17 protein-coding genes are annotated in these 18,184 nt (G+C 72.8%); 11 read left to right on the top strand and 6 right to left on the bottom strand.

Annotation, left to right across the window (positions count from 1 at the left end):
- Positions 1-27 precede the first annotated feature (27 nt).
- The 6 genes from AB4030_RS02805 (at position 28) to AB4030_RS02780 (ending at position 6,379) form a co-directional block, all read left to right on the top strand.
- Positions 28-789, top strand: coding sequence for a DeoR/GlpR family DNA-binding transcription regulator (locus tag AB4030_RS02805; RefSeq protein WP_442277653.1), 762 nt, complete (start codon positions 28-30; stop codon positions 787-789).
- A complete protein-coding gene (pfkB, locus tag AB4030_RS02800; RefSeq protein ID WP_442277652.1) occupies positions 786-1,739 on the top strand; it encodes a 1-phosphofructokinase in 954 nt (317 codons plus the stop codon). The genes AB4030_RS02805 and pfkB overlap by 4 nt, the downstream gene beginning before the upstream one ends.
- Positions 1,740-1,790: 51 nt before the next feature.
- Positions 1,791-3,836 (top strand): PTS fructose transporter subunit IIABC, encoded by a 2,046-nt coding sequence (locus AB4030_RS02795; RefSeq protein ID WP_442277651.1) that lies wholly within the window; start codon positions 1,791-1,793, stop codon positions 3,834-3,836.
- 76 nt (positions 3,837-3,912) lie between these two features.
- On the top strand, positions 3,913-4,182 hold the full coding sequence (locus AB4030_RS02790) for an HPr family phosphocarrier protein (RefSeq protein ID WP_442277650.1): 270 nt from the start codon (positions 3,913-3,915) through the stop codon (positions 4,180-4,182).
- Positions 4,183-4,187: 5 nt separating this feature from the next.
- Positions 4,188-5,882: a phosphoenolpyruvate--protein phosphotransferase gene (gene ptsP, locus AB4030_RS02785; protein ID WP_442277649.1), complete on the top strand. Its 1,695-nt coding sequence runs from the start codon at positions 4,188-4,190 to the stop codon at positions 5,880-5,882.
- A 146-nt stretch (positions 5,883-6,028) separates the two neighbouring features.
- Complete coding sequence (locus AB4030_RS02780) at positions 6,029-6,379, top strand: hypothetical protein (RefSeq protein WP_442277648.1); 351 nt, start codon at positions 6,029-6,031, stop codon at positions 6,377-6,379.
- A 3-nt stretch (positions 6,380-6,382) separates the two neighbouring features.
- Here AB4030_RS02780 and AB4030_RS02775 read toward each other — a convergent pair whose 3' ends face one another.
- A complete protein-coding gene (locus AB4030_RS02775; protein ID WP_442277647.1) occupies positions 6,383-8,584 on the bottom strand; it encodes an ATP-dependent DNA ligase in 2,202 nt (733 codons plus the stop codon).
- A gap of 66 nt (positions 8,585-8,650) precedes the next feature.
- Here AB4030_RS02775 and AB4030_RS02770 point away from each other — a divergent pair, with 66 nt between their 5' ends.
- The 3 genes from AB4030_RS02770 to AB4030_RS02760 are packed head-to-tail and all read left to right on the top strand — an operon-like array spanning position 8,651 to position 12,223.
- Positions 8,651-9,052, top strand: coding sequence for a PPOX class F420-dependent oxidoreductase (locus tag AB4030_RS02770; protein WP_442277646.1), 402 nt, complete (start codon positions 8,651-8,653; stop codon positions 9,050-9,052).
- A gap of 42 nt (positions 9,053-9,094) precedes the next feature.
- On the top strand, positions 9,095-11,032 hold the full coding sequence (locus AB4030_RS02765) for a hypothetical protein (protein ID WP_442277645.1): 1,938 nt from the start codon (positions 9,095-9,097) through the stop codon (positions 11,030-11,032).
- 18 nt (positions 11,033-11,050) lie between these two features.
- A complete protein-coding gene (locus AB4030_RS02760; protein ID WP_442277644.1) occupies positions 11,051-12,223 on the top strand; it encodes an NAD-dependent epimerase/dehydratase family protein in 1,173 nt (390 codons plus the stop codon).
- Here the strand turns inward: AB4030_RS02760 and AB4030_RS02755 are convergent.
- The 5 genes from AB4030_RS02755 to AB4030_RS02735 are packed head-to-tail and all read right to left on the bottom strand — an operon-like array spanning position 12,162 to position 16,137.
- Positions 12,162-12,944: a hypothetical protein gene (locus tag AB4030_RS02755; protein WP_442277643.1), complete on the bottom strand. Its 783-nt coding sequence runs from the start codon at positions 12,942-12,944 to the stop codon at positions 12,162-12,164. The two genes, AB4030_RS02760 and AB4030_RS02755, sit on opposite strands and share 62 nt — an antisense overlap.
- Before the next feature lie 11 nt (positions 12,945-12,955).
- Complete coding sequence (locus tag AB4030_RS02750) at positions 12,956-13,756, bottom strand: hypothetical protein (RefSeq protein WP_442277642.1); 801 nt, start codon at positions 13,754-13,756, stop codon at positions 12,956-12,958.
- Positions 13,753-14,424 carry a hypothetical protein gene (locus AB4030_RS02745; RefSeq protein ID WP_442277641.1) on the bottom strand — a complete coding sequence of 224 codons (672 nt, stop codon included), beginning with the start codon at positions 14,422-14,424 and terminating at the stop codon, positions 13,753-13,755. Before AB4030_RS02745 ends, AB4030_RS02750 begins: the two co-directional genes overlap by 4 nt.
- Positions 14,425-14,431: 7 nt before the next feature.
- On the bottom strand, positions 14,432-14,884 hold the full coding sequence (locus tag AB4030_RS02740) for a hypothetical protein (protein WP_442277640.1): 453 nt from the start codon (positions 14,882-14,884) through the stop codon (positions 14,432-14,434).
- Entirely contained in the window at positions 14,884-16,137 is a 1,254-nt protein-coding gene (locus AB4030_RS02735) for a hypothetical protein (RefSeq protein WP_442277639.1), read from the bottom strand. The genes AB4030_RS02740 and AB4030_RS02735 overlap by 1 nt, the downstream gene beginning before the upstream one ends.
- A gap of 124 nt (positions 16,138-16,261) precedes the next feature.
- On the opposite strand from AB4030_RS02735, the gene AB4030_RS02730 reads away from it, so the two are divergent.
- Complete coding sequence (locus tag AB4030_RS02730; RefSeq protein ID WP_442277638.1) at positions 16,262-17,074, top strand: UbiA family prenyltransferase; 813 nt, start codon at positions 16,262-16,264, stop codon at positions 17,072-17,074.
- A 38-nt stretch (positions 17,075-17,112) separates the two neighbouring features.
- A complete protein-coding gene (locus AB4030_RS02725; protein WP_442277637.1) occupies positions 17,113-18,183 on the top strand; it encodes a type III polyketide synthase in 1,071 nt (356 codons plus the stop codon).
- Position 18,184 lies beyond the last annotated feature (1 nt).

Here is an 18,184-nt window from a genome sequence, read left to right as displayed (position 1 = left end):
CGCAGACCACCAGGACGAGGGAGTCCGATGTACGCAGCGGAGCGACAGCAGCGCATCATCGCCGAGGCACGCCGTGCCGGCCGCGTCGAGGTCACCGCGCTCGCCGACTCCCTCGGCGTCGCCGCCGAGACGGTCCGTCGCGACCTCACCGCCCTCGAGCGCCGAGGCTCCCTGCGCAGGGTGCACGGGGGCGCCATCCCCGTCGAGCGCCTCGAGGTGGAGCCGACGCTCGCCACCCGCTCCGGCCGCCTCACCGACGTCAAGCGCCGTATCGCGGCCCGCGCCCTCGACGAGCTGCCCAGTGGCGGCAGCATCATCCTCGACGCCGGCTCGACCACCCTCGCGGTCGCCGAGATGCTCCCGCCCGACCTCGACCTCACGGTCCTGACCAACAGCCTCGCCGCCGCGACCGTCCTGTCGACGCACCCCGGCATCACGCTCTACCTCCTCGGCGGCCGCGTCCGCGGCACGACCGGGGCCGCCGTCGGCGACTGGGCCACCGGCCCCCTCTCGGACGTCGTCGTCGACGTGGCGATCATCGGCACCAACGGCCTCTCGGTCGCTCGCGGCCTGACGACGCCCGACCAGTCCGAGTCCCTCGTCAAGCGCGCCATGGTCGGCGCCGCCCGCAAGTGCGTGGTCCTCACCGACTCGAGCAAGGCCGGGGACGACCACCTGCACCGATTCGCCCAGCTCGGCGAGGTCGACGTCGTCATCACCGACACCGACCTCGACGACGACGTCGCCGCCGAGATCCGTGCGGCCGGACCGGAAGTGGTGACCGCATGATCGTCACGCTCACGCCCAACCCGAGCATCGACCGCGCCGTCCTCATCGACGCGCTCCGTCGCGGCGAGGTCCACCGGGCGAGCAGCAGCCGCATCGACCCGGGCGGCAAGGGCGTCAACGTCGCTCGCGCCCTGGCAGCCCAGGGCGACGCGACGGTGGCGGTGCTGCCGAGCGGCGGACCCGAGGGCCACCTGCTCGAGGACCTGCTCGACGCCGCCGGGGTCGCCTACGCGTCCGTGCCGGTGCGCGGCTCGGTCCGGATGAACATCAGCGTCCTCGAGCCAGACGGCACCACGACGAAGCTCAACGAGCCCGGTCCCGACCTGTCGTCCGCCGAGGTCGAGGCGCTGCTCGCCACGACCCTCGAGCGTGCCGACGGGGCCGAGCGCGCCGACTGGGTCGTCGGCTGCGGCAGCCTGCCCCCGGGGGCACCGACCGACCTGTATGCCGCCCTCGTCGCCCGGGTGCGCGAGCGCGGCGGACGCATCGCCATCGACTCGTCCGGCGCGCCGTTCGCGGCGGCGGTGGCGGCAAGACCGCACCTCATCAAGCCCAACCACGAGGAGCTCGCCGAGCTCGTCGACCACGACCTGCCGACCCTGGCCCACGTGCGCGACGCCGCCCGGGAGCTCGTCGCCGGCGGCATCGACCTCGTCGCCGTCAGCCTCGGCGGCGACGGGGCCCTGCTCGTGTCCGCCGACGAGTGCGCGCACGCCAGGGCGACGATCACCACGCCCTTGTCCACCGTGGGCGCCGGCGACTGCATGCTCGCCGGCCTGCTCCACGGCCTGTCCACCGGTCGCGGCCCGGCGGACGCCCTCCTGACGGGGGTGACGTGGGGGGCCGCGGCGGTCACCCTCCCCGGAAGCCGCGTGCCCGCACCCGACGACCTCGACGGCATACGCGCTGAGCTGACCCGCGAGCCCGACTTCGACCGCGTCCTCTCGTGACGCGCCCACAGACGCCGAACCACTGATCGTCCCTCCGGAAAGGAAAATCCCATGTCCCTGATCACCGAAGAGCAGGTCGTCCTCGACCTCGCCGGTGCCGATCGCCACGAGGCGACCCGGAGGCTCGGCGAGCGCCTCGTCGCCTCGGGCCGGTGCACCGACATCGACACGTTCCTGGGCGACGTGCGCAAGCGCGAGGAGACCATGGCGACCGGGCTGCCCGGCGGCATCGGCATCCCGCACGCCCGGAGCACCGCCATCACCGAGCCGTCGCTCGTCTTCGGCCGCTCCGCCGACGGGATCGACTGGGGTGCCAAGGACGGTCCGGCCACCCTGATCTTCCTCATCGCGGCGCCCGAGGGTGGCGGTGACGCCCACATGCAGATGCTGCCCAAGCTCGCCCGCGCGCTCATGAAGAAGGACTTCAAGGCCGCGCTCGCCGCCGCGACGACCGAGGCCGAGGTCGTCCGGATCGTCAGCAACGAGGTCGCGCTCGACCAGCCGGCCGCCGCAGCGACTGCCGACCGCACCGGCGCTGCCGCTGCACCGGCAGCCAAGCGCGTGCTCAACCTCGTCGGTGTCACGTCATGCCCCACCGGCATCGCCCACACCTACATGGCGGCCGAGGGCCTGGAGAACGCCGCGCAGGCCGCGGGCCACACGATCAGGGTGGAGACCCAGGGGTCGGCCGGGTCCACGCCGCTCGGCGCCGACGTCATCGCCGCCGCCGACGCGGTGATCTTCGCCCACGACCTGCCGGTCAAGGACGCGGGCCGCTTCGCCGGCAAGCCGCTCGTCGACGTCGGCGTCAAGAAGGGCATCTCCGACGGCCCCGCGCTCGTCAGCCAGGCCGAGCAGCTCGTCGCCGAGTGGGACGCCGACCCCAGCAAGGCCGCGGCGTCCGCCGCGGCGGCCTCCGCAGGCGGGGGAGCCGGTGGCCTCACGTCGAAGGTCGAGAGCGGCGCGAGCACGGGCACGAAGATCCGGCAGTGGCTGATGACCGGTGTGTCCTACATGATCCCGTTCGTCGCGGCCGGCGGCATCCTCATCGCCCTGTCCTTCATGCTCGCCCAGGTCGCGCTCGGCGCCGAGGGCCCGATCGAGATCGTCAAGTACAACCTGACGTCGCCCGACCAGTACAACATCGCCCAGAACTTCAGCGCCCTCAGCCTGACCTCGTGGGCTGGGCTGCTCTTCGTCATCGGCGGGGCCTCCTTCGGGTTCCTCGTCCCGATCCTCTCCGGCTTCATCGCCTTCGCGATCGCCGACCGACCGGGTCTCGTCCCGGGCATCGTCGGCGGCTCGATCGCCTTCACGATGGGCGCCGGCTTCCTCGGCGGCCTCGCCACCGGCTTCCTCGGCGGCTTCGTGGCACGGTGGATCTCGCAGTGGAAGGTCGCCAAGGGGGTGCGCGGCGTCATGCCCGTCGTCGTCATCCCGCTCCTGTCGACCCTCATCACCGCAGGACTGTTCATCGCCGTTCTCGGCAAGCCGATCAAGGCCCTGAGCGACGCCCTGACCGCCGGCCTGAACAACATGAGCGGTTCGAGCGCCATCCTGCTCGGCGTCCTGCTCGGCGCGATGATGGGTTTCGACCTCGGTGGCCCGGTCAACAAGGCGGCCTACTTCTTCGCCACGGCGGGGCTGGCCACGGCGGGCACGGCAACCGACTCACCGCAGCTGAAGATCATGGCCGCGGTCATGGCCGCCGGGATGGTGGCGCCGCTCGCGATGGCACTCGCCACGACGATCCGCCCGCAGCTCTTCTCCGAGCCCGAGCGGGAGAACGGCAAGGCGGCCTGGCTGCTCGGCGCCTCGTTCATCTCCGAGGGCGCGATCCCCTTCGCAGCTGCCGACCCGGTGCGCACGATCAGCTCCTCGGTGATCGGCTCGGCCGTCACCGGTGGCCTCGTGATGATGTTCGGGGCGACGCTCCGCGCCCCGCACGGAGGGATCTGGGTGCTGCCCCTCATCGGCAACTTCCTCCTCTTCCTGCTCGCCCTGGTCATCGGCGTCCTCGTGATGACGGTCATCGTCGTCGCCCTCAAGTCCCGAGACACACACCTCGCAGAGGTCGACGCGAGCGCTACCGTCTGATCAGGGCGTGACCTCGATCGCCGTCTGATCCTTCTCGACAGCACGACCACCCGTTATCCAACGAAGGAGCACGTCCATGGCAACCCGCACCGTCACCATCGCCTCGTCGGTGGGCCTGCACGCCCGCCCGGCCGCCCTCTTCGTCGAGGCCGCGACCGAGTCCGGCCTCGACGTCGAGATCGCCAAGCCCGGTGAGGACCCGGTCGACGCGACGAGCATCCTCGGCGTCATGGCCCTCGGCGCCAAGTACGGCGAGGAGGTCGTCCTGACGGCCGACGGCGACGGCGCCGACGAGACGCTCGACTCGCTGGTCGCGCTCCTCTCGCGCGACCTCGACGCGGAGTAACGACCATGGCCGAGTCGGAGACCCAGCCACAGACGCGGCACGGCATCGGGGTCAGCCCGGGGACGGCATACGGACCGGTGGTGCAGGTCGCGCCACCGGTCCGGCCGCCGGCCGGCGAGGGCGCGGTCGACGACGAGGAGGCGGCGCTCGCCGACGTGCGGGCGGCCTTCGAGTCGGTCGCCGTCTCGCTCGAGGAGCGGGCGACGCGGGTCGACGACACGGCCCAGCAGATCCTCAAGGCGACCGCCCTCATCGCGCGCGACAAGGGCCTCGTCAAGGCCGCGGCCAAGGAGCTCGCGGCCGGCCACGGGCGGGCACACTCCATCGACAACGCCGTGGAGACGTATGCCGCCCAGTTCGAGGCGCTCGGCGGCTACTTCGCCGAGCGGGTGGCCGACCTGCGTGACGTCGGGTCGCGTGCGGTCGCCGCGGTGCTCGGGGTCCCGGCCCCCGGCGTGCCCTCCTTCTCCGAGCCGAGCGTCATCGTCGCGGAGGACCTCGCGCCCGCCGAGACAGCGACGCTCGACCGGCGGCTCGTCGTCGGCATCATCACCGAGGCCGGCGGCCGCACGAGCCACACCGCGATCCTCGCCGCGCAGATGGGGATCCCCGCCGTCGTGCAGCTCGCGGACGCCACCGAGATCCCGCCCGGCACCCCCGTCGCGCTCGACGGGGACACCGGCGAGGTGACGATCGACCCCGACATGGCGCACGTCACCGCCCAGCGGGAGCGAGCCGCCCGTCGGGCGGAGGCGCTGGCCCATCTCTCGGGTCCCGGACGCACCTCCGACGGTGTCGAGATCGCGCTGCTCGCCAACGTCGGCGGCGTCGAGGACGCCGTCGCTGCCGGAGCCCAGGACCTCGAGGGGGTCGGGCTCTTCCGCACCGAGTTCGTCTACCTCTCCGCGACCAAGGCGCCGACCGTCGAGGAGCAGACCGAGATCTACCGCGGCGTCTTCGCGCCGTTCGAGGGGCGCCGCGTCGTCGTGCGCACCCTCGACGCCGGCGCCGACAAGCCGCTGAAGTTCGCCGACCTCGGGCCGGAGGAGAACCCGGCGCTCGGGCGTCGCGGCCTGCGCCTCTCGGCCGAGCGACCCGACCTGCTCGACGCCCAGCTCGAGGCGCTCGCCATCGCGGCCCGCGAGACGGGCGCCGACGTCCGGGTCATGGCGCCGATGGTCGCCACGGCGGAGGAGGCGGCGTGGTTCGCGCGGCGCGTCCGCGAGAACGGGCTGCCCAAGGCCGGCGTCATGATCGAGGTGCCGGGGGCCGCGCTGCGGGCCCACGACGTGCTCGGCGAGGTCGACTTCGGCTCGCTCGGCACCAACGACCTGGCGCAGTACACGATGGCGGCCGACCGCATGCAGGGCGCCCTGTCCGACCTGCTCGACCCGTGGCAGCCCGGCGTGCTCGACGTCGTCGGCCTCGCCTGCGAGGGTGCGGCCCGCGCGGACCGGCCCATCGGCGTCTGCGGCGAGTCGGCCGGTGACCCGCTGCTCGCGCTCGTCCTCGTCGGGCTCGGCGTCTCGTCACTGTCGATGGCGCCGAGCAAGGTCCCGGTCGTGCGCCTGGCGCTCTCGCTGCACTCGGTCGCCGACTGCCAGGCGATCGCCGCGGCTGCCCGTGGTGCCCGCACCGCCGTGGACGCTCTCAACGCGGTCCGCGAGGCCGCGAGGACCGAGCTCACCGACCTGCTCTGATGCGGCCTCGAGGAACTCGTGTCGTGTGACCGAGTTCATGCGGGTGGTACCAGCCTCATTCGGACGAAACGGATGTATTCACAAGGGCGCTGGATAGACTCGCCGTGGGCGTCGACAACGACGTCCGAGCGGCAAAGGAGCTCGCCATGGGCACGTCCAGCCTCTTCATGGATCAGGTCCGACTCGAGGACGGGTACCACGAGGATGACCTCCCCTTCATCGAGCACGCGCTGACGCAGCTCTTCACGCAGCTGGAGCGCTTCGATCCGTCAATGGTCCAGATCGGGCTGCGGGTCAAGGACCGCGGCCGGCCGGGCATGCACACCTCGGTCGAGGTCTGCGTCAGCGGCCTGCCGACCGTCGTCGGCGTCTCGAACCTGACCGACACCCAGGCCGCGCTCAACGACGCCGAGTCGAAGGTCGTGTCGCAGCTGCGCGAGGCGGCCGACCGGCACCACGACCGCCGCCCGCGGCAGCAACGCCAGCCCCGTCACTGACCGTCAGCCGGACTCGGCGGACAGGACGTCGGCGAGGTCGTAGCTGACCGGCTCCTCGAGCTGGTCGAAGGTGCACGAATCGGGCGTCCGGTCCTCGCGCCAGCGGACGAACTGCGCCGTGTGCCGGAAGCGCGTGCCCTCCATGTGGTCGTAGCGCACCTCGACGACCCGCTCGGGCCGCAGCGGCACGAACGAGAGGTCCTTCTGGTTGTTCCAGCGGGAGTACTCCGACGATCGCGGAGTGCGTACGCCGCTGGGCTCCTCCGCGGGCGCCCCCCAGTTCCAGGGGTGCTCGTCCCACTCCGCGACGAGCGGCTGGAGCTCCTCGAAGAGCTCCTTGCGTCGCGCCATCGGGAAGGCGCCGATGACGCCGACCGACGCGAGCTGCCCGTCGTCCCCGTAGAGACCGAGCAGCAGCGAGCCGATCGCGTCGGGTCCGCTCTTGTGCACCCGGTAGCCCGCGACGACGCAGTCGGCGGTGCGCTCGTGCTTGATCTTGAACATCAAGCGCTTGTCGGGCTCGTAGGCGACGTCGACGGGCTTGGCGATGACGCCGTCGAGGCCGGCGCCCTCGAACTGGGTGAACCAGCCCTTGGCGACGTCGCGGTCGGCGGTCGCGGCGGTGAGGTGGATCGGCGTCTCGGCCTTGGCCAGCGCCTTCTCCAGGGCCGCTCGTCGCTCGGCGAACGGCTTGTCCAGGTAGGACTCCTCGCCGAGAGCCAGCAGGTCGAAGGCGACGAACGAGGCGGGCGTCTCGGCGGCGAGCTTCTTGACGCGTGAGGCGGCCGGGTGGATGCGCTGCTGGAGCAGGTCGAAGTCGAGGCGGTCGCCGGATGACGGTGACACGAGGACGATCTCGCCGTCGACGACGCACTTCTCGGGGAAGTTCGCGAGCACGGCCTCGACGACGTCGGGGAAGTAGCGCGTCATCGGCTTCTCGTTGCGGGACCCGATCTCGACGAGGTCGCCCGACCGGTAGATGATCGACCGGAAGCCGTCCCACTTCGGCTCGTAGAGCACGTCGACCTTGACGGCCGAGAAGTCCTTGACCGGCTTGGCGAGCATCGGCGACACGGGCGGCACGACCGGCATACCCCACGTCGTGCGGAGGTCGGCGTCACGCTCGGCCTTGGGGGCCATGTACTCCCCGTCGGCCTTGTCGGTGCGCCGCTTGCTCGGCTGCACCCGCGGCGGCTCACCCGGCATCTTCGGGTAGTCCGGCGGGAAGTTCAGCTCCCCGAGGCCGCGCTCGCTGACGTCCTTGTCCCACAGGGCGATGGCCACAGCAACGTCGCCGATTTCGTCGTCGATGCCGGCCCACGCGTCCCCGCGTGAGGCGACGAGCTCGGGCACCGTGCGGACCGTGAGCTCCCTGGGGTCGACCGACCCGAGCTCGTCCCAGGTCACGGGCGTCGAGACGGGCGCACCCGGCAGCGGACGGGGTGAGTAAGCCGACGCGATGGTCCGGTCGCGACACGCCTGGTTGAAGTCGACGAAGACCTTCTCGCCGCGCTCCTCCTTCCACCACGACGTCGTGACGAGGTCGGGGAGGCGGCGCTCGAGCTCGCGCGCGATGCCGATGACGCCGTGGCGCACGTCGAGGAACTCGTGCGTCGGCGCGACCCGGGCATAGACGTGCACGCCGCGGTTGCCGGACGTCTTGGCCCACGCGGTGAGCCCGATCTCGGCCATCACCTCGCGCAGGACCACAGCAGCCTCGACGGCGTCCCGAAACCCCCGGCCCGGCTGCGGGTCGAGGTCGATGCGCAGCTCGTCGGGCCGGTCCACGTCGGCCGTCCGCACCGGCCACGGGTGGAAGGTGATGGTGTTCATCTGGGCCGCCCACACGGCATCGGCGATCTCGTCGATGACGAGCTGCGGGTGCTTGCGCCCGGACGGATAGGTACACATGACGGTGCGCGTCCACTCGGGCACGCCCTTGGGTGGGTTCTTGGAGAAGAACTCCTCGCCCTCGATGCCCTCGGGGAAACGCTGCAGCGTCACCGGCCGGTCACCGAGCGCCCGCAGCATCGGGTCGGCCACGGCGACGAGGTAGTGCGCGACGTCGAGCTTCGTGACCGGCTTGCCGTCGGCCATCCCGGCCGCGGGCCACAGCACCCGGTCGGGACTCGAGACGCGCACCTCCCGCACCCCGTCAGGGCTCGACGGACTGGGCGCTGCGACGACGGCGGGCTTGGCGCTCACCCGCCCGATCGTAGTCACGGGGTGAGACGAAGCAGGCGTTGCGCGCCCAGTGGGTACGTCTGCGCCATGACCCAGGCACCAACACTGCACAATCTCGGCGGCGAACGCTTCGTGCTGCTGACGACCTACCGCCGCAACGGCGAGCCGGTCGCGACCCCCGTGTGGGTGCTTCCCGACGCCGGGGCCGCCATCGTCAGCACCCCCGAGGGCGCCGGCAAGCTCAAGCGGCTGCGCCAGGACCCGCGCGTCACGGTCCAGCCGTGCGACCGTCGCGGCAACGTGGACGCCGGCGCCCCGGTCGTCGAGGGCCGCGCCGAGATCATCACCGACTCCGCCGCGTCCGAGGCGGTCAACCGCCGGCTCGCGCGCAAGTACGGCATCGAGTTCCACATCTTCATGGCCATCGAGTGGGTCGTGCGACGCGGCAACAGCAACCGCGTCGTCGTGCGGATCACCCCCACCGCCTGACGATCCGGCCCCGGCGGTCGTCCGCACTGGTTTCATGGAGGTATGCGGCCCTCTGGCGTCGCCAACCCGGGCGGGCCCCCGGCCGGCATCGTGGTGCGGGGAGGTTCCCCCGCGCTCGCCGAGGCGGTGCGCCGACTCGTGCCCACGGCATACGGCAAGGCGGTCGTCCTCGTCCGCCTCTCGCCGCCGACGCCGGCGTCCGCCGTCGTCGTGCACGCGGTCGTCGACGCGCTCGCGGACGCGGGCTGCGAGGTCACCGTCGGCTCCATGCTGGCGAGCCGGGAGCGCGATCGGGGACATCGATCGGTCGGTGCCCTCGCGCACGCCGCCGGCCTGACGGGGCACACGGACCGTGGCCGGGCGTATGCCGTCGTCGACCTCGCCGACGACCTCGTCGCCGCGCCCGTCCCCCCGTCGGGCGCCCTGGCCGAGCAGGTCGTGGCACGCACGTGGTCGGATGCGGACACGCGCGTCGTCATCGGGCGCGCGGTCACGGACCTCGTCGACGCGTATGCCGGGTGCCTCGACACGCTCCTGCGCGTCGTCCCCGAGGTGGCCGGCTGCGAACCGGCCGACGTCGCCGTCGACGTGCTCAGGCACCTCGCGCCGCACCTGGCCGTCGTCGACGCGACGGTGACGAGCGGCGGTGCGGACGGCAACCGCATCCTCGATGCACGGCAGACGGGCACCGTCGTCGTGACCACGGACCCGCTGCTGGCCGATGCCAGCCTCGCGGCCCTGCTCGGCGTCGACCGCTCGACGTCCCGTCTCGTGGAGCGGTCCATCGACGCGCTCGGGCCCCCGCAGGGGCGGGTCGAGGGTGACCTCCAGCCGTTCGCCACTGTCGATCGGGCGCACCCGCTCGCCACCCGGGCGGCTCGTCGTGCGGTCCGGGACCCTCGCCTCGCGCGGGTCCTGAGCGCCGCGACCGGCGGCCCGGACGCGGGGTCCGCCCCGGCCGACACGGTCCTGGCCGCCGTGCGGCCGGTCGTCACCGAGGCGGTGCGGGGGGCGACCGACGCGGTCGGGCAGGCGGCCCTCGTGGGCCTGCTCGGTGTCGCCGGCGCGCTCACGGAGGGCGGCCAGGCCTGGGCGGCCACGATGGACAAGGGTCGGGTCGACCGCCGGGTCGTCCCGCTCGGCTTCGACCCGGGTGCCCACCCCGTCACCGACTACGACGACCTGCCGCAACTCCTGACTGCGGTCGACGCGGTCATCGACGCCCTCCCGCAGCCCGCCGACGAGGAGGACCTGCGCTGGTGCGTCGTCGACGGCGCGACGGTGTTCGAGGTGACCAGGGTGGTGGCGGCGGACTTCGACGCCTGGATCGAGCGGGTCGACGTGGCGGAGGGCATCAGCCTCATGGCCGACTACGTCGGTGGTCGGCGGGTCGCCGTGGGGGAGGACCCGGCGCGAGAGCGGCAGGCCGAGCGCAACCTCTACCTCGCGCAGCCCAACTACGTCGCCGCCTGGGGCGGGGAGCCCATCGACGTCTGCAAGATCGAGCTCGTCGAGCGGGGACCGGACCGGCACCGGCTGCTCTGGCGGACCGTCCACAGCCCCAACGGGTCAGCGGTCCACGACGACGGCATGCTCACCTTCGAGCGGGTGGCGGGGCCGGGTGGCGGCTCCGGCACCCGGGTGACCATCCGCGGTCGCCAGCTCTTCACCCTGCCGCCCGTCCTCGACGCGGCAGACCTGACGTCACTGCCCGAGCTGCACGGTCCGCTCCTCGAAGAGGCGTACCGGCGCTTCTTCACGTCCACCTTCGACAACCTCGAGGCCCGTTTCGAGGGACGCGAGTTCCGCATCGGGCGTCCCCCGCCGGATCCGACCGAGCCGCTGCTGACCGAGTCGGTGCGGATGCTCGTCGACGGCCTGACCTCCCGACCCGCCGGGGACGAGGCGGGCCGCCACGATGCGGATCCCGACCCAGCCCTCGACGTGCACGGCTTCCGTCACGTCAAGGGACCCCGGTGAGGGCGCGGTGACCTCGCGATGAGGGTCGCCGTCACCGGCGCCACCGGGCTCGTCGGCCACCACGTCGCCGCTGCTGCGCTCGCCGCGGGGCACGAGGTGACGGCCGTGACGCGGCTCGGGCGCAGCCTGCCCGACCGGCTCGCGGCACTCGGTGCGGTCCGGCGGCTCGGTGCGGAGCTGACCGATGCGACGTCTCTCGCTCGCGCCCTCGGCGGCGCGGGCGGCATCGACGCCGTGATCCACTGCGCCGCGGTCTACTCCTACGCCCCCTCGACGGTCACGGAACTCACCGACGTCAACGTCACCGGGACGCGACTCGTCCTCGAGGCGGCGGCGGACGCCGGAGCCACCCGAGCCGTCGTGACGAGCTCGTCCGTGACGTGCGGCTCCGGCCTCCTGCCGGTGGAGCGCACCGAGCGCGACCACCTCGGCAGCGAGCCCGTCCCGGCGTACTACGCGAGCAAGGTGCGCCAGGAGCGCGAGGCCCTCGACGTGGCCGCCCGCACCGGGCTGGACGTCGTGCTGGCCCTGCCGACCGTCGTGCTCGGGGGACCCTTCGACCGGCTCGGCCCGAGCAACGCCATCGTGCTGCGCTACCTGCTCGACCCCACCCGCAGCACCTTCCCGGGCGGCTGCAACGTCGTCGACGCGCGCGACGCCGGGGCCGGGCACGTCACCCTCCTCGAGCACGGCGAGCCCGGCGAGCGCTACCTCCTCGGCGGCGACAACGTCACGTGGCGCACCCTGCACGCCCTCGTCGCCGACCTCGCCGGCATCCCGCAGCCCGTGGCCGAGCTGTCGCCCGGCGTCGCGTGGCTGGCCTCGGCGGCCGCGGAGGCCTGGGCCAGCGTGACGTCGACGACGCCGCTGTCGACCCGGGAGGAGGCGACGACGGTGGGTCGGCACTACTGGTACTCCTCGGACCCCGCTCGCGCGCTGGGGTATGCCGCCCGCCCGGCCCGCGAGGCCGTGGCGGCCTCCCTCGGCTGGCTGGCCGTCAGTCCGGACCTCCCACGCGTCGTGCGGGAGTCGCTCCGTCTGCGGCCCGAGGTGCGGGCCGCCCGACCGCTCCAGCCGAGAGCGGTGCCGGACCCGTCCGGAGGGGACGGCGACACTGCGTCCGCGCCGGTCACTCCTCGACGACGACCGCCACGTCCAGCACCGCCTCGACGCCGCCCGTCACCTCGATGATGCCGACGTAGCGTTCGCCGGTCCGCACGACCTCCGGCGCCAGGTCCACCTCGAGCTGCACGTCGTGGTCGGCACCGGCGGGGATGGTGACCCCGTCGGGGTCGAGCCGCAGCTCGAGGCTGACGTGACGCCCCGTGTCGGGCTGCAGCCGACCTGCCGACAGGAGCACACGGCGAGCCCTGTGATGGGAGTTGGCCAGCGTGACCGTGCCGGTCGCCGTCTCGCCCGGGCGGCCGTGGAGCGTGACGGCGGCCCGGCGGACCTCCGGCTCTCCGGTGGCCGGTGCGGGCTCGTCGCTGGATGCCGCCGAGAGGACGATGCCCTCGGTGGCGGCACCGGACGCGCTGCCAGTGGGCGCGCCGGTCGAGGTGCCGGTCGCGGTGCCACTCGAGGTGCCGGAGGACGGTCGGCCGGTGTGCGTGCGTGAGGCCGCCCGGGTGTCACTGATGACCCGGGCCATGCTCCGGCTGCTGATGGCGACGAGGCTCCCGGCGACGTCGAGGCCCAGCGCGCCGACCTCCTTCCAGTAGCGGGCGCCCTCACGGCTGACGGCGTCGAACCACGCCCGCCCGGCCGTCGTCGCGTCGACCTCGGAGGACAGCGTGGCGCGGCCGATCTCGATCGACTGACGCGCGAAGCTCGCCTGGGCTGCCATGGCCTCGCGGGCCAGCTCGGTGATGCGGGCGAGGGTCTCGTCCTGGTTCCTCGGGTTCGTCGCCATCTCTCGCCTCCTCAGGAGCAGCAGCCGCAGTCGGAGCCGACCTCGACCGGGTCGCACCCGGCCGGGCTCACCACGACGGCGACGCGGAGCGGCCGGGCGGCTCCCTCGAACCGGACGTCGGCGTAGGCGCTCGAGCAGGCTGCGACGTCATGGGGCAGTTGGACCCGGCCCGGCCCCTCCTGGGTGCCAGGCACATCGCCGGTGCCGCCCGTGTCGCCCGTGCCGTTGTCGGCTGTGGGGGTGACCCCGACGACGAGCCGGACGACTCGGTCCTCGCACGGCTGCAGGGTCAGCTGCTCCTCCTCGAGCACAGCGACGACGGTGACGCCGTCTCCGCAGCAGACGTGCCACGGCCCGACCTCGAGATTGACGTCCCGCTCACGCCGCCACGGGTTGTGCAGGTTGAGCGGAAGGATCCGGCGCTCGCCGACGCGGGTGTGCACGACGACGTCGGCGTCGGGCTCGCAGCAGTCGCAAGCACCGTGACAGCCGCAGGAGGACTCCCCGCAACCGCAGCCGTGGTCATGACGGTGGTCATGGTCGTGGTGGTGGTGGTCCTCGTGGTCGCAGTGGTGGTCGCCCTCGTGGTGGTCGTGGTGGTCGTGGTGGTGGTGGTGGCGGTCGTGCCGGTCGCGTGCGGGACGCGTCGTCCGGGTGCCTGCCCACGGCATACCGGCTCCCGGCGTGCCGGCGGTGGTGAAGGACGCGGCGAGGTCGTCCCACAGGGTCTGGGAGGAGTCCATCCACTGCTGCACGGCATCGGTCCAGCCGGTGCGCAGCGACGTGAACAGGTCGGGGGTGGTCGTGCTCATGACGTCGTCTCCGTTGCGTCTCGGGGAAGGATGATGACCTGCAGGTCGGCGGTGCCGACAGGAATGGTCGCGATGTGCCGGCGGGCGGGTTCGAGCTCTTCCGGGACCTCGAGCCGGGCCTCGAGCGTGAGGGTCTGTCCGGGCTCGACGACGGCTGGTGCGTCGAGCACGAGGGCGACGTCGGGGCCCGGGTCCGGTCCCCCGTCGTCGGTGCGGGCCATCGTCCGCGAGGCAAGCGGCATACGCACGTTGCCCGAGTTGCTGACGACCAGGGTCACGTCCTGACGCCCCGGCGCCGCGAGGACACGGCTGGGGCTCAGCTCGAGCGACAGGTGCTCCACGACGGTGACGACGACAGGGCGGCGCACTCCGCCGAGCTCCATCTCGGCCTCGTGTCGACCCGGCGGGGTGGACGCGGCGAGGGGCACGGTGACGGGAACCGACGCCGTGGCGCCGGTCGCGATGATCGCCGTCGCCGACCCCGTCACCGAGAGTCCGTCGAGGTGCAGCGTGGGTTGGCGGACGACGAGCCGGGCGCCCGACGTGTTCTCGACCGTCACCGTGGTGGTGAGCCGGCCCGGGGGCCCGCTGAGCACGATGGCGTCCTCGGCCGGGGCCGCCGGCTGGTTCCGTCTGCTCGTCGCGGCCTTGCGTCGTGGCGTCGGCATGGTGGCCTCAGAGCTCGATGACGACGGGGTCGGTGCGGGCCGGTCGCACGTGGGTCGACGTGCTGCCGCGCACGGTGACGGCGAAGAGCTCGAGCCCGAGGACCGACCAGCTCCACTGCTGCTCGTAGGGCGTGCACACCTCGGTCGCCGGGGGCGGGGCCAGCTCGAGGCGTACGCACGAGTCGAGCGCCACAGGCCGGAGGTCGATGACCGAGGCCGAGTCGACCTTGGACGTCGTCTCGACCGACGACGTCGAGTCGACCTTCGACGACGTCGTGACCGGGGCGAGGGCGACCTTCGAGTCGGTGTTGACCGTGTTCTCACCCGCCAGCGTCGTCGTCGTTCCGCCCGCGAGGGTGAGGTTCATGGCGTCGAGCCCGGCCAGGGTGCTCGTCACGTCCGCCGTCACGTCGCCGTTGACCGCGCCGCTGAGGTTCGTGTTGATGCTGTAGTCGGCCATCAGTGCTCTCCAGACGGTGGGTGGGGCTCGGGGTCGGGGTCGGGGCTGACGAGGTAGGAGTGGTGGAAGCCGAGGCGGGGGTCGGCCCAGTCCGAGAGACTCCCGTCGATCTCGCCGAGCTCCGGCATGACGACGCGGTCGCGGACGGTCAGCGAGGGGTAGTCGTAGACGGTGACGTGGTTCTGGCCGCGGTTGGCCGTGAAGAGCAGGGTCTGGTCGGCCGACAGCTGGCAGGCGTAGATGCCGTCGATGAGCGACCCGCGGCTCACCCGGAACGACTCGGCGAAGAGGTTCGCGTTGCTCAGCACGTTGGCCCGCATGAGGCTCTCGCCGACCGTCGTCAGCGACTGCCGCGGGTAGGCCCACGACTCGAGGCTCCCCGGGTGCTCGTCGACGATCCGGTGCCGGGTCATCGTCTCGAGGTCGACGAGGACGACCGTGTGGCTGCCGCCGGTGCAGAAGATGAGCTCGGTGTCTGAGATCGTCACGTCGGAGTTGACGTGGGCCGGCACGTCGCGGTCGGCCACCCAGTGGCGCAGCACCTGGCCGTGCTCGGCGTCGATCTCGAAGGCGTACTGCCGCAGCCACGCCATGCCCCAGTGCTCGTAGTCGGTCCGGTCGGCCGGGTGCACCCGGAAGGAGATCGCGTAGAAGACGTCGAGCACGGGGTGGCACACGACGTGCCAGCAGGTCGTCGGCAGCAGCACGGTGCGGACCTCACCCGACAGGGTGTCGAGGATGCCGACCTCGCGGGCCTCCCCACGAACGGGGTGGTCCATGCCGCCGTAGACGATGTAGCGCCCCGACGCGGTCTGCTTCATCGCGTGCGGCACCTTGAGCCCGTGGGGAGCGACGACCTCCGCCTTGGTGAGGCGGTTGACGTCGAACCTCCACAGGTGCTCGCCGATGGCCGTGACGAACTGCGTGTCGTCGAGCCAGACGAGGTGCGTGCTGCCCTTGATCGTCGTGTCGGGCACCTCGAAGCGCAGCGTCGAGACGCGGTCGACCTCCTCGAGGGTGGCCAGGTCGTAGAAGAGGAGATGCTGACCGGTGTTGCCCAGGAAGCCGATTCGTCGGCTCGGGTCGACGCTCGGGGCGTGGCCGCCCGAGGCGCCCGTGAAGTAGCTGACCTTGTAGGAGTGGTCGCCGGTGCCGGGGTCGTAGCGGAAGAGGCACACGCCGGCCCGGCCCTCGAGCCCGTTCAGACCGTTCCCGTCGAGGGCGACGTGGAACGCGTAGGGGTACTCACGCATCGGCAACCCCGACCGCATCGTCTCCGCGAATCCGGCGCAGGCCCCTCACACCGGCCCTTTCAGGCTAGACCCGGGCGGCCCGGGCTGGCAGGAAAGCGCGATTCGCCGCCGTAGGCTCAGGCGCGTGCCGGTCAGCCGAGGTGCGACGATGCGGGGGCTGGCCCTGGCCTGCCACCCGGGCCCCACCCTCGCGGTCACGGTGCTCACCGCCCTGCTCGCCTGCTCCGCCGGCCACACCCTCGGGCGCGGCCTGCTCGTGACGTCCGCCGTCCTCGCCGGCCAGCTGTCGATCGGCTGGAGCAACGACCTCATCGACGCCGCCCGCGACCGGGCGGTCGGCCGCGCTGACAAGCCGATCGCGGCCGGTGACGTCTCCGAGCGCGTCGTCCGTGCCGCCACGGCGGTCGCCCTCGCGGCCTGCGTCGTGCTGTCCCTCGCATGCGGGTGGGCGTCCGGCCTCGTCCACCTCCTGCTCGGGGTGACGTCGGGGTGGGTGCACAACCTCTGGACCAAGCGGTCGGTGCTCTCCCCGCTGCCGTATGCCGTCGCCTTCGGGTCGCTGCCGGCCGTCGTGACGCTCGCGCTGCCCGTCCCCGTGTGGCCGCCCGCGTGGGTCATGGTGACGGGCGCGCTCCTCGGGGTCGGCGCGCACCTGCTCAACGCCCTGCCCGACCTCGCCGACGACGAGGCCACCGGGGTCCGCGGCCTGCCGCAGCGGCTGGGTGCCACGCTCGTCCGGTGGCTGGCGCCCGGGGTGCTGCTCGCCGGGACGGCCGTGGCGGCCTACGGCCCCGGCATCGACGCGGAGGGCGTGCTGCTGCTCGCGGTCTGCGCGGTGCTCGCGGTCGTGGCCGTCGTCGCGCGGGGGCGCCTGCCCTTCGTGGCGGCGGTCGGGATCGCGCTCGCCAACGTCGTCGCCCTCGTGGTCCGAGCATGAGCGACACCCGCGCGACCGCCTCCGCTTAGGCTGGGTCGGTGAGCCACCTAGCGGCCGTCCGCGGCGTCCTGCCCGAGCACAGCTACGCGCAGGCCGACGTGACGGCGGCCTTCGCCGACGTGCTCGGCTCCGTCGGGCCCGACCGGGCCCTGCTCGAGCGGTTCCACGCCAACGCGGGGGTCAGCCAGCGACATCTCGCGCTGCCGCTCGAGCGCTACTGGGAGCTCGAGGGTTTCGGTGAGGCCAACGACGAGTTCATCCGCGTCGCGACCGAGCTCGGCTCGCACGCCGTCACCAAGGTGCTCGCGGCAGCCGGTCTCACTCCGCGGGACGTCGATCTCATCGTGTCGACGACGATCACGGGTCTCGCCGTCCCGTCGATCGAGGCCCGCGTGGCGGCCGAGATCGGGCTGCGCGACGACGTCAAGCGCGTCCCGCTCGTCGGGCTCGGTTGCGTGGCCGGCGCCGCGGGGGTCGCGCGGGTCCACGACTACCTCCTCGGCCACCCCGACGACATCGCCGTCCTGCTGTCCGTCGAGCTGTGCAGCCTCACGGTCCAGCGCGACGACCGGTCGGTGGCCAACCTCGTCGCGAGCGGTCTCTTCGGCGACGGCGCGGCCGCCGTCGTCATGGTCGGCGCGAACCGTGCCGCCGCCCTGGCGTCCGGCCAGCCGCGCGTCGTCGCCACGCGCAGCCGCCTCTACCCCGAGACCGAGCGGGCCATGGGCTGGGACGTCGGTGCCACCGGACTGCGCATCGTCCTCGGCGCCGAGGTGCCCGACCTCGTGCGCGCGAACGTCCGCGACGACGTCGACCGCTTCCTCGCCGACCAGGGGCTGACGCGGGCCGACATCGGCTGGTGGGTCGCCCACCCCGGCGGCCCGAAGGTGCTCGACGCCATGCAGGAGGCCCTCGAGGTCGACCGCGAGGCGCTCGGCGTCACGTGGCGCTCCCTCGACCGGATCGGCAACCTCAGCTCGGCCTCGGTGCTCCACGTCCTCGCCGACACCCTCGCCGACCACACTCCCGAGCCCGGGACGTGGGGCGTCCTCATGGCGATGGGCCCCGGCTTCTGCCTCGAGCTCGTCCTGCTCCGCGCGGCCGACTGAG

Source organism: Terrabacter sp. 2YAF2, from assembly GCF_052114705.1.
Classification (GTDB): Bacteria; Actinomycetota; Actinomycetes; order Actinomycetales; family Dermatophilaceae; genus Terrabacter.
The sequence above is the reverse complement of the archived record's forward strand: the minus strand, read 5'-3'. Positions and strand labels throughout refer to the sequence as shown.

Excerpts from the sequence above, each read along its gene's own strand:
- AB4030_RS02805 (WP_442277653.1), top strand. The coding sequence starts at position 28 with ATGTACGCAGCGGAGCGACAGCAGCGCATCATCGCCGAGGCACGCCGT.
- pfkB (WP_442277652.1), top strand. The coding sequence starts at position 786 with ATGATCGTCACGCTCACGCCCAACCCGAGCATCGACCGCGCCGTCCTC.
- AB4030_RS02795 (WP_442277651.1), top strand. The coding sequence starts at position 1,791 with ATGTCCCTGATCACCGAAGAGCAGGTCGTCCTCGACCTCGCCGGTGCC.
- AB4030_RS02790 (WP_442277650.1), top strand. The coding sequence starts at position 3,913 with ATGGCAACCCGCACCGTCACCATCGCCTCGTCGGTGGGCCTGCACGCC.
- ptsP (WP_442277649.1), top strand. The coding sequence starts at position 4,188 with ATGGCCGAGTCGGAGACCCAGCCACAGACGCGGCACGGCATCGGGGTC.
- AB4030_RS02780 (WP_442277648.1), top strand. The coding sequence starts at position 6,029 with ATGGGCACGTCCAGCCTCTTCATGGATCAGGTCCGACTCGAGGACGGG.
- AB4030_RS02770 (WP_442277646.1), top strand. The coding sequence starts at position 8,651 with ATGACCCAGGCACCAACACTGCACAATCTCGGCGGCGAACGCTTCGTG.
- AB4030_RS02765 (WP_442277645.1), top strand. The coding sequence starts at position 9,095 with ATGCGGCCCTCTGGCGTCGCCAACCCGGGCGGGCCCCCGGCCGGCATC.
- AB4030_RS02760 (WP_442277644.1), top strand. The coding sequence starts at position 11,051 with ATGAGGGTCGCCGTCACCGGCGCCACCGGGCTCGTCGGCCACCACGTC.
- AB4030_RS02755 (WP_442277643.1), bottom strand. The coding sequence starts at position 12,944 with ATGGCGACGAACCCGAGGAACCAGGACGAGACCCTCGCCCGCATCACC.
- AB4030_RS02750 (WP_442277642.1), bottom strand. The coding sequence starts at position 13,756 with ATGAGCACGACCACCCCCGACCTGTTCACGTCGCTGCGCACCGGCTGG.
- AB4030_RS02745 (WP_442277641.1), bottom strand. The coding sequence starts at position 14,424 with ATGCCGACGCCACGACGCAAGGCCGCGACGAGCAGACGGAACCAGCCG.
- AB4030_RS02740 (WP_442277640.1), bottom strand. The coding sequence starts at position 14,884 with ATGGCCGACTACAGCATCAACACGAACCTCAGCGGCGCGGTCAACGGC.
- AB4030_RS02735 (WP_442277639.1), bottom strand. The coding sequence starts at position 16,137 with ATGCGTGAGTACCCCTACGCGTTCCACGTCGCCCTCGACGGGAACGGT.